General features: G+C 66.3%; 13 protein-coding genes. 7 read left to right on the forward strand and 6 right to left on the reverse strand.

What is annotated here, in order from left to right:
• Positions 1-170: 170 nt before the first annotated feature.
• Positions 171-1,700: a class I SAM-dependent methyltransferase gene (locus tag ACWPN8_RS11795; RefSeq protein ID WP_492240876.1), complete on the forward strand. Its 1,530-nt coding sequence runs from the start codon at positions 171-173 to the stop codon at positions 1,698-1,700.
• A 42-nt stretch (positions 1,701-1,742) separates the two neighbouring features.
• Here the strand turns inward: ACWPN8_RS11795 and hisE are convergent, their stop codons facing one another.
• Complete coding sequence (gene hisE, locus ACWPN8_RS11800; RefSeq protein WP_492240877.1) at positions 1,743-2,069, reverse strand: phosphoribosyl-ATP diphosphatase; 327 nt, start codon at positions 2,067-2,069, stop codon at positions 1,743-1,745.
• A gap of 135 nt (positions 2,070-2,204) precedes the next feature.
• Positions 2,205-2,912, reverse strand: coding sequence for a phosphate signaling complex protein PhoU (gene phoU / locus ACWPN8_RS11805; RefSeq protein WP_109452377.1), 708 nt, complete (start codon positions 2,910-2,912; stop codon positions 2,205-2,207).
• A gap of 201 nt (positions 2,913-3,113) precedes the next feature.
• On the opposite strand from phoU, the gene ACWPN8_RS11810 reads away from it, so the two are divergent.
• From ACWPN8_RS11810 to mrdA, 5 genes are all read left to right on the forward strand, one after another.
• The gene (locus tag ACWPN8_RS11810; RefSeq protein ID WP_109096138.1) at positions 3,114-3,665 is read left to right on the forward strand and encodes a TIGR00645 family protein; all 552 of its coding nucleotides are present in this window, start codon (positions 3,114-3,116) and stop codon (positions 3,663-3,665) included.
• A 364-nt stretch (positions 3,666-4,029) separates the two neighbouring features.
• On the forward strand, positions 4,030-5,070 hold the full coding sequence (locus ACWPN8_RS11815; RefSeq protein ID WP_012974729.1) for a rod shape-determining protein: 1,041 nt from the start codon (positions 4,030-4,032) through the stop codon (positions 5,068-5,070).
• A 93-nt stretch (positions 5,071-5,163) separates the two neighbouring features.
• Positions 5,164-6,033: a rod shape-determining protein MreC gene (gene mreC / locus ACWPN8_RS11820; protein WP_109050853.1), complete on the forward strand. Its 870-nt coding sequence runs from the start codon at positions 5,164-5,166 to the stop codon at positions 6,031-6,033.
• A gap of 71 nt (positions 6,034-6,104) precedes the next feature.
• Positions 6,105-6,617, forward strand: a complete 513-nt coding sequence (mreD, locus tag ACWPN8_RS11825; RefSeq protein WP_109050854.1) for a rod shape-determining protein MreD — start codon at positions 6,105-6,107, stop codon at positions 6,615-6,617.
• Between the two features lie 16 nt (positions 6,618-6,633).
• Complete coding sequence (mrdA, locus tag ACWPN8_RS11830; RefSeq protein ID WP_492240878.1) at positions 6,634-8,520, forward strand: penicillin-binding protein 2; 1,887 nt, start codon at positions 6,634-6,636, stop codon at positions 8,518-8,520.
• 13 nt (positions 8,521-8,533) lie between these two features.
• Here the strand turns inward: mrdA and ACWPN8_RS11835 are convergent, their stop codons facing one another.
• Positions 8,534-9,454: a DMT family transporter gene (locus ACWPN8_RS11835; protein ID WP_492240879.1), complete on the reverse strand. Its 921-nt coding sequence runs from the start codon at positions 9,452-9,454 to the stop codon at positions 8,534-8,536.
• A gap of 123 nt (positions 9,455-9,577) precedes the next feature.
• Here ACWPN8_RS11835 and ACWPN8_RS11840 point away from each other — a divergent pair, with 123 nt between their 5' ends.
• Entirely contained in the window at positions 9,578-10,309 is a 732-nt protein-coding gene (locus ACWPN8_RS11840) for an ArsR/SmtB family transcription factor (RefSeq protein ID WP_492240880.1), read from the forward strand.
• A 55-nt stretch (positions 10,310-10,364) separates the two neighbouring features.
• On the opposite strand, the gene ilvC is transcribed toward ACWPN8_RS11840, so the two are convergent.
• The 3 genes from ilvC to ACWPN8_RS11855 form a co-directional block, all read right to left on the reverse strand.
• Positions 10,365-11,384 (reverse strand): ketol-acid reductoisomerase, encoded by a 1,020-nt coding sequence (ilvC, locus tag ACWPN8_RS11845; RefSeq protein WP_098739341.1) that lies wholly within the window; start codon positions 11,382-11,384, stop codon positions 10,365-10,367.
• A 183-nt stretch (positions 11,385-11,567) separates the two neighbouring features.
• Entirely contained in the window at positions 11,568-12,074 is a 507-nt protein-coding gene (ilvN, locus tag ACWPN8_RS11850) for an acetolactate synthase small subunit (protein WP_109096143.1), read from the reverse strand.
• Between the two features lie 36 nt (positions 12,075-12,110).
• Entirely contained in the window at positions 12,111-13,874 is a 1,764-nt protein-coding gene (locus ACWPN8_RS11855; RefSeq protein WP_492240881.1) for an acetolactate synthase 3 large subunit, read from the reverse strand.
• Positions 13,875-13,926 lie beyond the last annotated feature (52 nt).

Here is a 13,926-nt window from a genome sequence, read left to right on the forward strand (position 1 = left end):
CCGTTGTCCCGGCCGGTGTGGCGCGGTTTATAACGAAGGGCTTTTGACCTGTCGATAGCAAAATCGCACCCCATGTGAATTTTTTGGCGCACGCTTTTCAGTGGCCGGACTCCGCCCCTGGCAGCTACACCGGCGCTGTCGAAACGGGGCATCGGAACGGGGGATCGGGGATGGGCGGCTGGACCGAAGGCTATGTCGGCGGCATCGACTATATCCGCGCCGTCTATCGCGACTGGTCCCCGGCCATGCTTTGCTTTGCGCTGACGCTGCGCGGCTGGCGCTCGCCGGAGGCGCTGCGCCGCGGCAACTTCACCATGGCGGAGCCCGGCTGCGGCCATGGCCTGACCAGCGCCCTGCTGGCCGGCGCCCATCCGGCGGCACGGTTCGAGGCAATGGACTTCAACCCCTCCCACATCGCCGGTGTCCGCCGGCTGGCTGCCGATGCCGGGCTGGCCAATGCCGAGTTCCTTGAGGAAAGCTTTGCCGAGTACGCCCGGCGCGACGGGCCGATGCTGGATGCGGTCGCGCTGCACGGCGTCTGGTCCTGGGTGAGCGCCGGGAACCGGGCGATCCTGCTGGAGGTGCTGCGCCGCCGGCTGGCGCCGGGCGGCATCGTCTTCGTCAGCTACAACGCCCTGCCCGGCACGCTGGCCCATATGCCGCTGCGCCGCCTGCTGGTGGAGCGCAGCGCCGAAGGCGACGGCCCCCTGCCCGACCGTATCGCCGCCGCGGTGGAGTTCGCCGCACGGATGGCGGCGCAGGGTGGCGGCTGGTTCGCCAACACCGACGGCGTGGTGGAGCGGATCGAACAGCTTCGCCACAAATCGCCGAACTACATCGCCCATGAATATCTGAACGGCGACTGGACCGCCTTCTACCATGCCGACGTGACGCGCGAGCTGGCCTCCGCCAAGCTGGAGTTCGCCGGTGCCGCCGTCCCGATGGAGCAGTTGGACGATCTCACCCTCTCCCCCGCCCAGCAGGCGCTGGCGGGCGAGGCGCGCGACGCCGCCCAGGCCGAAACCCTGCGCGACCTGATGACCAACCGCAGCTTCCGCCGCGACCTGTTCGTGAAGGGCGGTGAGCGTCTGGGCCGGGCCGAGCGGCGTACCCTGCTGGGAGAGACCCGTTTCGCGCTTCTGGTCGCCGCCGACGACCTGCCGGAAAGCGCCTCCACCCCCGTCGGCCGCCTTTCCTTCCCCCGGGCGCTGTACCAGCCCCTGGGCGAGGCGCTGGCGGAAGGACCGCAAAGCGTGGACACGCTGCTTGCCCGCCCGGCCCTGGCGGCGCAGGGCGAGGACGCGGTGATGCGGGCGCTGATCCTGCTGACCAGCCTGTCGCTGGCGGCACCGGCGATGCCCGAGGATGGAGGCACCGAACGGAAAGTTTCCTGTGACCGCTTCAACGCCGCGGTTCTGGAGCGCCATCGCTTCGACGACACGCCGGGTCAGCTCGCCTCGCCACTGCTGGGTGCCGGGGCGCCGGTGTCGCGGATCGAGGCGCTGTTCCTACTCGCGATGCGACTGGGCGAGGAGCCCGCCGCCTTCGCTTGGCGCCACCTGTCGGCCGACGGCATCGTGCTGGGCCGCGACGGCGAACGCTGCGAGGGGGATGAGGCCAACCGTGCGGAACTGGCACGCCGGCATGCGGCCTTCATGCAGCGGCGGCTGCCGGCGCTGGAAAGGCTTGGGGTGGCCTGACGGACAGGCGGTCTGGCGGCAGAGGTGCCGAATACAGGGCCCTCAGCGCTCCGGCGCCGTCTTCGGCAGCTTCTCGGCGATCCCATAGAGCGCCTCGCGCCGACGGATCTCCGCGAACACGTCGTCGGGATGGATGTTCAGCGTCGCCCACAGGACCGAAAGATTGTAGAGCAGGTCGGCGCTTTCGTTGATGACGCCCTGACGGTCCTCGTTCATGGCGTCCAGCGCCACTTCGACCGCCTCCTCGCCCACTTTCTTGGCGATCTTCTTCGGCCCGGCGGCGATCAGCCGCGCGGTTCTGGAATGCGCCGGGTCCATCTGCTGGCGGTCGAGGATGGCGGCATAGAGGCGGATCAGGTCGTCGGTCATCAGGGAGGTATTGTCTCGTGTGCGGGTGACGAAAGCATCGTTACGCTAACGTGATCACTCCGCAACGCAATTACCATCCCCCATAGGCGCGGTGGAGCGCCGCACAACGGCCTTATGCCATGCGGCGCTCCGCTTTCAGCGGACCGGGTCGTAGGAATGATCGGCCTTGGGACGCTCTTCGAGCAGGGTCTGGCCGGTGCTGACGAAATAGACGACCTCGGCGATGTTGGTGGCGTGGTCGCCGATGCGCTCAAGGTTTTTGGCGATCATCATCAGGTGCATGTGCGCCGTGAACTGGTCCTGCGCCGCCAGAGCTGACCGTTCCACTTCCGCAACGAGGCTGGTGTAGAGTGCATCCACCTCGTCGTCTGTGCGCCAGATCCGCAGGGCGGCCTCGCCGTCATTGTCGACATAGGCGTCGATCACGGCGCTGAGCCGTTCGCGCACCAGCCGGCCGAGCTGCGGCAGCCCCGCCATCGACCCGGAGTCGGGCAGGCTGAAGATGGCGACGGCGCGCTTGGCGGTGTTGGCCGCATGGTCGCCGATGCGCTCAAGGTTGCCGGCGATCTTCAAAGCCGCGATCACCTCGCGCAGATCGTCGGCGACCGGCTGGCGCAGCGCCAGCAGGCGCATGCAGTGGGCTTCGATGTCATGTTCAAAGGAGTCGAGTCGGGCATCCGACTCCACGATCTCCCGCGCAAGTTCGGGGTTGCGCTGGGCCAGGCAGGTCAGGGCCTGGTCGATCTGCGTCTCCGCAGCGCCGGCCATCTGCACGATGGCGGATTTCAGCCGCTTCAGCGCGTCCTCGAACGCGGACACGATGTGCGGAGCGGAGGTCTTCATGGTCGCCAAACCCTTCCCGGCGGTCTCGTTCCAGGCCGCCACCATAGCGCCGGGACGTTACGGTACGATGACAGCGCCTATGACCTAGGGCAGCCCTCCCTCACTTCGCGCATGCGGAAGAAACTGTCCGATTGATTTTGCGGCGCAGCATTGCGACACATGGTCCCTATCCCCCTCCCCAACGACGTGCCGAAACCCGCCATGATCGAACGCCGCTTTGAACAGATCATCTTTGCCAGCCGCTGGCTGCTCGCGCCCTTCTATCTCGGGCTGGTGGTTTCACTGGCCGCGCTGCTGGTGAAGTTCACGCAGGAGATCCTGCACATGATCCCGCATGTGCTGGAGATGAGCGAAAAGGACGTGCTCCTGGGCGTGCTGACGCTCATCGACCTGTCTTTCGCCGGCAACCTTCTGCTGATGGTGATCTTCGCGGGATACGAGAACTTCGTCTCCAAGATCGACGTCGCCAATCATGAAGACCGGCCGGACTGGATGGGTAAGGTCGATTTCGGCGGGCTGAAGCTGAAACTGATCGCCTCCATCGTCGCCATCTCGGGCATCCACCTGCTGAAAGCCTTCATGAACCTAGCCCAGACCTCGCGCGACGAGCTGATGTGGCTGGTCATCATTCATATGACCTTCGTGATTTCCGGCGTTCTGCTGGCTTGCATGGACCGGCTCGAAGGTCATCACGGCCATGCTGCCAAGCCCGAGGAGAAAGTTGGGTCGAAATCCACGGCGGATCATCACTGATAAGTCACGATGTTCCTTCGTCTCGTCTGTCAAATGTCTATTGCGGCGCAGCAACGACAGGGATAGACACTTCACCGTCACGCCGGCCAGCAGGGTTTTCAGCGGATCGGAATGGGCTTTGCCGCAGGGTTTGGGCCCGTTGACGGATTATTAACCCTAACCCGCCACTGTGCCCATCACCAGACGCCATGCCGCGGCGGTCTCCGGTTCGCCGGGGACCCTGTCCACAGCAGGCATCAGGGCTGCCGGGCGCACTCTCCGCTTGAGCGTGCGGGCGCATTCGACTATGGAACCGTTGGCGGGCATGCTATGCCAGTCCGTCGGCTCGGCCGTCTCAACCGCTTTGATAGAGTTCGTCAGCTCCATGCTCTCCAAACTGCTCGGCGTGCTGTCCGCCGACATGGCGATCGATCTGGGGACGGCCAACACCCTGGTCTATGTCAAGGGCCGCGGCATCGTCCTGAACGAACCGTCCGTCGTCGCCATCGCCAACGTGCGCGGCAAAAAGCAGGTTCTCGCCGTCGGTGACGAGGCGAAGATGATGCTTGGCCGCACCCCCGGCAACATCCAGGCCATCCGGCCGCTTCGCGACGGCGTCATCGCCGATTTCGAAGTCGCGGAGGAAATGATCAAACATTTCATCCGCAAGGTTCACAACCGCCGCAGCTTCGCCAGCCCGCAGGTCATCATCTGCGTGCCGTCGGGCTCGACCGCGGTGGAACGCCGGGCGATCCAGGAATCGGCGGAGGCCGCAGGCGCCCGCCGCGTCTTCCTGATCGAGGAGCCGATGGCCGCCGCAATCGGCGCCGGGCTGCCAGTGACCGAACCGACGGGCTCGATGGTCGTCGACATCGGCGGTGGCACCACCGAAGTGGCCGTGCTGTCGCTGGGCGGCATCGTCTATTCGCGCTCGGTGCGCGTCGGCGGCGACAAGATGGACGAGGCCATCATCGGCTACATCCGCCGCAGCCACAATCTGCTGGTCGGCGAAGGCTCCGCCGAGCGGATCAAGAAGGAAATCGGCTCCGCCTGTCCGCCTGAGGACGGCGAAGGCCGCATCCTGGAGATCAAGGGCCGCGACCTGATGAACGGCGTGCCGAAGGAGTTGATCATCTCCGAGCGCCAGATCGCCGAGTCGCTGGCAGAGCCGGTCTCCGCCATCGTCGAGGCGGTGAAGGTCGCGCTGGAGCACACCGCTCCGGAGCTGGCCGCCGACATCGTCGACAAGGGCATCGTGCTGACCGGCGGCGGCGCCCTGCTGGGCAATCTGGACTTCGTCCTGCGCCACGCCACCGGCCTGCCGGTGTCGATCGCCGACGATCCGCTCTCCTGCGTGGCGCTCGGCACCGGCCGCGCGCTGGAGGAGATGAAGACGCTGCGAAACGTCTTGGTCAGCGCCTACTGATTGGTGTATCCCTGGTTGGAAGGCCTCCGGTCCCCTGCCCACCCCTGGCGGTGAGGACCGGAGACGGACCGCGTATCTGGACGGGAATTTCCTGTGAAGCCACGCTCATCCGGCTCCGTCATCCGCCTTGCCGCCCCCTTGCGGGCTCTCGCGCAGCGATTCTCCTTCCTTCTGCTCGTGCTGGCCTCCATCGCCCTGATGATGGTCGGCAAGATCGAGTCCGTCTCGGTCGACAGCGCACGCGCACGCGTGACCGATGCCTTCGCCCCCATCCTGGACGCCATCTCCCGCCCCGCCGCCACCGCGGCACGCGTGGTCGAATCCGCGGTGGAGCTTGAGAACGCCTTCGACGAGAACCAGCGGCTGAAGGCCGAGAACGCCCGGCTTCTGCAATGGAAGCAGGCCGCGTTGCGGCTGGAGTCGGAGAACAACAGTCTGCGCAGTCTGCTGCGGGTCCGCCCGGAACCGTCGGTCAACTACATCGCCGCCCGCGTCATCGCCACCCCCGGCAGTTCCTTCGTCCGCACACTGGTGGTCACCGCCGGCAAGCGCGACGGAGTGCGCAAGGGTCAGGCGGCGCTCGCCGGCGCCGGTCTGGTCGGCCGGGTGATCGAGGTCGGCGAATGGTCGTCCCGCGTCCTGCTGCTGACCGACATCAACGCCCGCATTCCGGTGATCCTGTCGAACACGCGCCAGCGCTCGATCCTCGCCGGCGACAATTCCGATCAGGCCAAGCTTCTCTATCTGCCGCCGGACTCGCCGATCCAGGTGGGCGAGCGGGTGGTGACCTCCGGCGACGGCGGCCTCTTCCCGCCCGGCCTGCCGGTGGGCGTGGTGACCGCGGTCAGCGAGCGCGGCATCCGCGTCCTGCCCAGCGCCGACCTGTCACGCGTCGAGCATCTGCGTCTGGTGGATTTCGGCCTGCCGAGCACCGATCTGGACCCGTCGCCAGATTCGAAGTGAAGTGGATGTGGAAGTGAGCTGGTTTTGGACGTGAGCCGGACGGACGGTCCGCCAACCGGGGGATTGCCGTCATGACGGCGACCTTCTGGCAGAAAGTGGACAAGACCGGGCGCAATCTAGCGCCCTTCGCCGTCACGGTGATGATGGTGCTGGTCGGCATGATCCCGCTGCCGGTCCCCGGCTATGCCCCGGTCGCACCGAACCTGACGCTGGTCTCGGTCTATTACTGGACGATCCACAGGCCTGACCTGATGCGTCCGGGGGTGGCCTTTCTCATCGGACTGCTTCAGGATTTCCTGATCGGCGGACCGCTGGGCGTCAATGCCCTGCTGCTGGTCGTCGCCCAATGGGCGGTCCTGAACCAGCGCCGGGTGTTCCTGGCCAGCACCTTCGCCCTGTTGTGGTTTGGCTTCACGCTGGTGATGGCGGGTGCCGTCCTGCTGCAATGGCTGGCTTTTTCGGTGCTCGACGCCGTCACGCTGTCGATCCTGCCGGCCCTGTTTCAGGGCCTGCTGACGGTGGCGGTGTTTCCTGCGGTGGGTTGGCTGCTGATCCGCGTCCATCGCGCGTTCCTGAACGGGTAAAGGGTCGACGGGTCTCATGAGTTCGATCGATCGCGACACCGACCGTTCCCGCCTGCTGGCGCGCCGCGCCCTGGTGCTGGGCGGTATCAAGCTGGCCGGCCTGTCCGCACTGGTCGGTCGGCTCTATTACCTGCAGGTGGTCGAATTGGCGCGCTACACCATGCTGGCGGAGGAGAACCGCATCAGCCTGCGGCTGATCGCGCCGTCCCGCGGCAACATCGTAGACCGCTTCGGCGTGCCGCTGGCGGTCAACCAGCAGAACTACCGCGTTGTCGTCGTGTCGGAGCGCACCCACAACATCCAGGAGACGCTCGACAAGATCTCCCGCATCGTGCCGCTGACCGATGGCGACCGCCGCCGCGTGCTGCGCGAGTTGCACCGCAAGCGCCGCTTCGTTCCCGTCACCGTGCGCGAGAACCTGACCTGGGAACAGGTGGCGACGCTGGAGACCAACACCCCCGACCTGCCCGGCGTGTCCATCGAGGTGGGCGAACTGCGCTATTACCCGCAGGCGGACTGGACCGCCCATATCCTGGGCTATGTCGGCGCCGTCTCGGAGTTGGAGCTGAGCGGCAACAGCGACCCCGTCCTGTCGCTGCCCGGCTTCCGCATCGGCAAGGCCGGCATCGAGAAGTTCCACGAAAAGGTGCTGCGCGGCACCGCCGGCACCAGCCAGCTGGAGGTCAATGCGGTCGGCCGCGTCATCCGCGAATTGTCCCGCGACGAGGGCCAATCCGGTCGCGAGGTGCAGCTGACCATCGATATGGCCCTGCAACGCTTCGTTCAGGAGCGGCTGTCGCAGGAGGTCAGCGCCTCGGCCGTGGTGATGGATGTCCACACCGGCGGCATCTATGCCCTGTGCTCGCACCCCAGCTACGACCCCAACCAGTTCACCATGGGCATCAGCGCCGAACTGTGGGAAGAGCTGCTGTCCAACCAGGCGACGCCGCTGAACAACAAGGCGGTGGTCGGACAATATCCGCCGGGCTCCACCTTCAAGATGATGGCGGCGCTGGCGGCACTGGAATCGGGGGTGGTCAGCAACCGGCACACGGTGTTCTGCCCCGGCCATCTGGAGCTGGGCGACCACCGTTTCCACTGCTGGAAGCGCGGCGGGCACGGCACCATCGATTTCGTCGGCGCGCTGCGCCATTCCTGCGACGTGTTCTTCTACGACGTGTCGCGGCGGATCGGCATCGACCGCATCGCCGAGATGTCCAATCGGTTCGGCCTGGGCAGCCGCACCGGCATCGACCTGCCGCACGAGCGCGCCGGCCTGATCCCGTCCATCGCCTGGAAGAAGGCGACGCTGGGCAAGAACTGGGACATGGGCGAGACGCTGGTCGCCTCCATCGGCCAGGGCTATGTGCTGACGACGCCGCTGCAACTGGCGGTGATGACCTGCCGGCTGGCCAACGGCGGCTATGCGGTCAAACCGCACCTGACCAAACAGATCAAGACGGTCAGCGGCGAGCAGACGGCCTGGCCCAGCATCGGTGTGAAGAAGGAGAACCTCGACATCGTGCTGCGCGGCATGACCGAGGTGACCAACGCCCCCAACGGCACCGCCTTCAAGTCGCGCATCACCGAGGTCGGCTATGAGATGGCCGGCAAGACCGGCTCCGCCCAGGTCCGCCGCATCACCATGGCCGAGCGCAACACCGGCGTGAAGAAGAACGAGGACCTGCCCTGGCGCGAGCGCGACCACGCGCTGTTCGTCGCCTTCGCGCCGATCCAGGCGCCGCGCTACGCCTGCGCGGTGTTCGTCGAGCATGGCGGCGGCGGCTCCACCGCGGCGGCCCCGATTGCCCGCGACATCCTGCTGGAAACCCAGAAGCGCGACCCCGGCCGCGCCGCCGTCGCCGAAACCCCGCCGACCGGCTTCGGAGAACCGCGGGGCTGAGGAGCGGATCGGCTCAGGACCGGGAGCGGACAGGGATGGTCATCGCCGCCACCCCCAGCACGACCAAGGCACAGCCGGCAAGCATGGTCGGCTCCAGCGTCTCGCCCAGCATCAGAACGCCGATTCCCACCCCGATCGGCACTCGCAGATAGGCTTGCGCGGTTGTCGGAACCGATCCGATGGTGTGGACAAGCCGGAAATAGAGAACGAAGGCCAGCGCGGTCGAGAAGACCGACAGGCCGGCAAGCGCCAGCAGCGAGTCCGGTGACGGCGACAGGGTCCAGGGGCGGTCGACCGCCAGACTGACCGGCAGCAACAGCGCAGCCCCGCACAGCAACGACCCGGCGGCCGGCATGATCGGATCCAGCCCCTTGAACATACGGCCGAAGATGGCTGCTCCGGCATAGCAGATCGTGGCGAGGACGATGGCTCCTTGTGCCAGCAGATCGTGGCCGATGCCGTCGATGGCCCCCGTCCCGATGATCAGCACCGTTCCACCGAGACCGGCGAACACACCGATCGCCTTCCGCCAGCCCACGGCCTCGTGCCGGGTCAACAGGAGGGTGAGGAGGAAGGCGAAGATCGGTGTGGTCGCGTTGAGAATCGCTGCGGACCCGGCATCGACCGTCTGTTCGGCCCAGGCAATCAGGGTAAAAGGGAGAACGCTGTTCAGACAGGCCTGAAGGAGAAACCGCTTCCACACAGCCCCTTCCCGCGGCAGGGACAGGCCGCGCCAGCGGATGACCGCCAGCAGGATGGCTCCGGCGATCAAGGTCCGCCCAGCGATGAAGGTCAGCGGCGGGATCGTCTCGACGCCGATGCGGATGAAGCTGTAGGACGCGCCCCACAAGGTCGCGAGGGCCAGCAGCAAGGAAAGCTCGACACGCAGATCGGGCCGCGAAGCTGCGGTATCGGGGGCAGGAAGACTGGTCATGATGGCTCCATCGGTCTGCAAGGGGACCACCATGACAGCCGAGCCCTTGAGAGCCCGCCGCAAACGCTTCGGCGGCGGACGAAACGTCGGCGGCTGACGGGGCCGGCGACGGGGCCTAAACTGATGGCCATGACCAGCCCGCCCTTCCCCCTCGCCTCCGCCAACGGCATCGCCACCATCGCCGCGCTGATCGGCGATCCGGCGCGGGCGAACATCCTCTCCGCCCTGATGGGCGGGCAGGCGCTGACCGCCGGCGAATTGTCCTGGCATGCCGGTGTCGGAGCGGCGACCACGAGCGGTCACCTTGCCAAAATGAGCGAGGCGGGATTGCTGGCGATGGAACGCCAGGGCCGGCACCGCTATTACCGGCTGGCCTCCCCCGACATCGCCCAGGCGATGGAGAGCCTGATGGCGGTGGCCGCCGCCGGCCCGCGGCGCCACCGGCCGCCCGGCCCGAAGGACGAGGCGCTGCGGACCGCCCGCACCTGCTACGACCATCTCGCCGGACGGCTCGGCACGAAACTGGCCGACAGGCTGAACGAGCGTGGATTCGTTATCCTTGGCGACGGCGGCGCCCTGGTCACCGACGACGGCCGCGATTTCCTGGGCGGCCTGGGTCTCGCAATTCCCGACGCCGGTGGACGCCACAGGCCCCTGTGTCGGGTCTGCCTGGACTGGAGCGAGCGGCGGCACCATCTGGCCGGAAGGCTGGGCGCAGCCCTGCTGACATGTTCGCTGGAGCGCGGCTGGATCGCACGCAGTCCCGACAGCCGTGCAGTGACGATCACCGAGGCCGGCAGCAAGGAATTCGACACGATTTTCGGCGTCACGCCGGAGCATCTGAAAGCCAAATAAAAAGCGCGCCCCCGAAGGGACGCGCTTTTCATCGAACCGACAGGCTTTCGCCGGATCAGTTCTTCGACTTGTCGACCAGACGGCGCTCGGCGATCCACGGCATCATGGCGCGCAGCTTCTCACCGACCTTTTCGATCTCGTGCTCGGCGTTGCGGCGGCGGATCGCCTTGAAGGACGGCTGGCCGGCCTTGCATTCCAGCATCCAGTCGCGGACGAAGCGGCCTTCCTGGATGTCGGTCAGGACGCGCTTCATCTCGGCCTTGGTCTCGGGCGTGATGATGCGCGGGCCGGTGCGGTAGTCTCCGTATTCGGCCGTGTTGGAGATCGAGTAGCGCATGTTGGCCATGCCGCCCTCGTACATCAGGTCGACGATCAGCTTCACTTCGTGCAGGCACTCGAAGTAGGCCATCTCAGGCGCGTAGCCCGCCTCGACCAGCGTCTCGTAGCCGGCGCGGATCAGCTCGGTCAGGCCGCCGCAGAGCACGGCCTGCTCGCCGAACAGATCGGTCTCGCACTCTTCCTTGAAGGTGGTCTCGATGATGCCGGCGCGGCCGCCGCCATTGGCCGAGGCGTAGGACAGGGCGATGTCCAGCGCGTTGCCCGAGGCGTTCTGGTGAACGGCGACCAGCGACGGCACGCCGCCGCCACGCTGGTATTCGCTGCGCACGGTGTGGCCGGGGCCCTTCGGCGCGATCATGAACACGTCGAGGTCGGCGCGGGCCTCGATCAGGTTGAAGTGGATGTTCAGGCCGTGCGCGAAGGCCAGGGCGGCGCCCTGCTTCATGTTCGGGGCCAGATCGTCCTTGTACAGGTCGGCCTGCAGCTCGTCCGGGGTCAGAACCATCACGACGTCGGCCCAGGCGGCGGCTTCGGCCGGGGTCATCACCGTGAAGCCGGCGGTCTCGGCCTTCTTGATGGTGGCCGAACCCGGGCGGAGCGCAATCCGCACGTCCTTCACGCCGCTGTCACGCAGGTTGTGGGCGTGGGCGTGGCCCTGGCTGCCGTAGCCGACGATGACGACCTTCTTGCCCTTGATCAGGTTGACGTCGGCATCACGATCGTAATAGACGCGCATGGAGATGGTTCCTTGAATTCACAACGAACGAAGACAGAGTGCGTTTCCTGCGGCGGATTACTCCATTGAGCAAAGCCGCGCGTCAAGAGAAACAATCGCTCGATGGAACGGCAAAATGCAAAGCTTCCTTGCGTTTTTGCCGCCCCAATCTTTCGCAGAATGCTGTTCTGCGGGAGCGGCGCCTTAGAAGGCCGCCGGCCCCTTCGACATGGCGACCACGCCGGTGCGGCTGGCCTCCACGAGTCCGAGCTGGGTCATCAGGCCGACGAAGTCGTCGACCTGCTCGGTGGTGCCGGTCAGCTCGAAGACGAAGCTGGTGAGCGTGGCGTCCACCACCTTGGCCTTGAAGATGTCGGCGAGGCGCAGCGCCTCGATCCGCTTGTCGCCGGTGCCGGCGACCTTGACCAGCGCCAACTCGCGCTCCACCGCCGGCCCCTCGTCGGTCAGGTCATGGACGCGGTGGACCGGAACCAGCCGGCTCAACTGCGCCTTGATCTGCTCGATGATCATCCGGGTGCCGGAGGTGACGAGCGTGATGCGCGACAGGTGGTCGGCGTTGTTCACCTCAGCCACCGTCAGGCTTTCGATGTTGTAGCCGCGGCCGGAGAACAGCCCGATGACGCGGGCGAGAACGCCCGGCTCGTTGTCCACCAGCACGGCGATGGTGTGCTTTTCGATCACGTTTTCCATGAGACCCGTCCCTCCTGTTCGTTCGTCGTCAGCCGATCAGACCAGCACCATGCCGTCTTCCGGCGTGGCGTCGGACGGGCTGTCGTCCGGACCGAACAGGATCTCGTTGTGGGCCTTGCCGCCCGGGATCATCGGGAAGCAGTTCTCCTTCGGATCGACGGCGATGTCGATGATGCAGGGGCGGTCGGTGACCGCCAGCATCTTCTCGATCACCTGATCGACCTCGGCCACCGTGGTGGCGCGCAGGCCGACACAACCCCAGGATTCCGCCAGCTTCACGAAGTCCGGCAGGGCTTCGGAGTAGCTCTGGGAATAGCGCGATCCGTGCAGCAGTTCCTGCCACTGGCGCACCATGCCCATATACTGGTTGTTCAGGATGAAGATCTTGACCGGCGCGCGGTATTGCACGGCGGTGCCGATCTCCTGCATGTTCATCAGGAAGCTGGCTTCGCCCGACACGTCGACGACGATGGCATCGGGGTGGGCCAACTGGGCGCCGATGGCGGCCGGCAGGCCGTAGCCCATGGTGCCGAGCCCGCCCGAGGTCATCCAGCGGTTGGGCTGGTCGAAGGGCAGGAACTGGGCGGCCCACATCTGGTGCTGGCCGACTTCCGTCGTGATGTAGTGGTCCTTGCCGCGCAGGGCCTCGCGCAGGCGCTCCAGCGCATATTGCGGCTTGATCACCAACTCGGTGCGATTGTAGTTCAGGCAGTTGCGGGCGCGCCAGCCCTCGATCTTGCCCCACCACTCCTTCAGCGCGGCCTTGTCCGGCGACTTGGCGCGCGCCTTCCAGATGCGCAGCATGTCTTCCAGCACGGCGCCGCAGTCACCGACGATCGGAATGTCGACCGCGACGTTCTTGTTGATCGAGCTGGGGTCGATGTCGACGTGGATCTTCTTCGAGCCCGGCGAGAAGGCCGACAGCTTGCCGGTCACGCGGTCGTCGAAGCGGGCGCCGATGTTGATCATGACGTCGCATTCGTACATGGCGAGATTCGCCTCGTACGTGCCGTGCATGCCGAGCATGCCCAACCACTGGCTTTCGGACGCCGGGAAGGCGCCCAGGCCCATCAGGGTGGAGGTGATCGGGAAACCGGTGGTCTTGACGAACTGGGTCAGCAGCTTGGCGGCGAAGGGGCCGGCGTTGATCACGCCGCCACCGGTGTAGAAGACCGGCCGCTTGGCGTTGGCGATCAGTTCCACCGCCTCTTCGATGCGGGCGATCTCCGGCTTCACCTGCGGACGATAGGTCTTGTGCTTGACCTCTGCCGGCGGGACGTAGGTGCCGTCTGCGAACTGCACGTCCTTCGGAATATCGATCAGCACCGGGCCGGGACGCCCGCTGCGCGCGACATAGAAGGCCTCGTGCAGGGTGCGGGCCAGATTGTCGACGTCCTTCACCAAGTAATTATGCTTGGTGCAGGGACGGGTGATGCCGGTGGTGTCGGCTTCCTGGAAGGCATCGTTGCCGATCAGGTGGGTCGGCACCTGGCCCGACAGGCAGACCAGCGGGATGCTGTCGCACAGCGCGTCCAGCAGGCCGGTCACCGCGTTGGTAGCGCCGGGGCCGGAGGTCACCAGCACGCAGCCGACCTTGCCGGTCGAGCGCGCGTAACCTTCGGCCGCGTGAACCGCGGCCTGCTCGTGGCGTACAAGGACATGCTTGAGGTCGTTCTGCTGGAACAGCGCGTCGTAGATGGGAAGTACGGCGCCGCCGGGATAGCCGAAGATGATGTCAACGCCCTGATCCTTCAGGGCCTTGATGACGATCTGGGCGCCGGTCAGCTTCTGTTCGGACATCGCTCACGACCTTCTCATGTGGGCGCCTCCTCTAAGGCACCCGGTTCCTTGG

Source organism: Azospirillum sp. UENF 112521 (assembly GCF_058780665.1).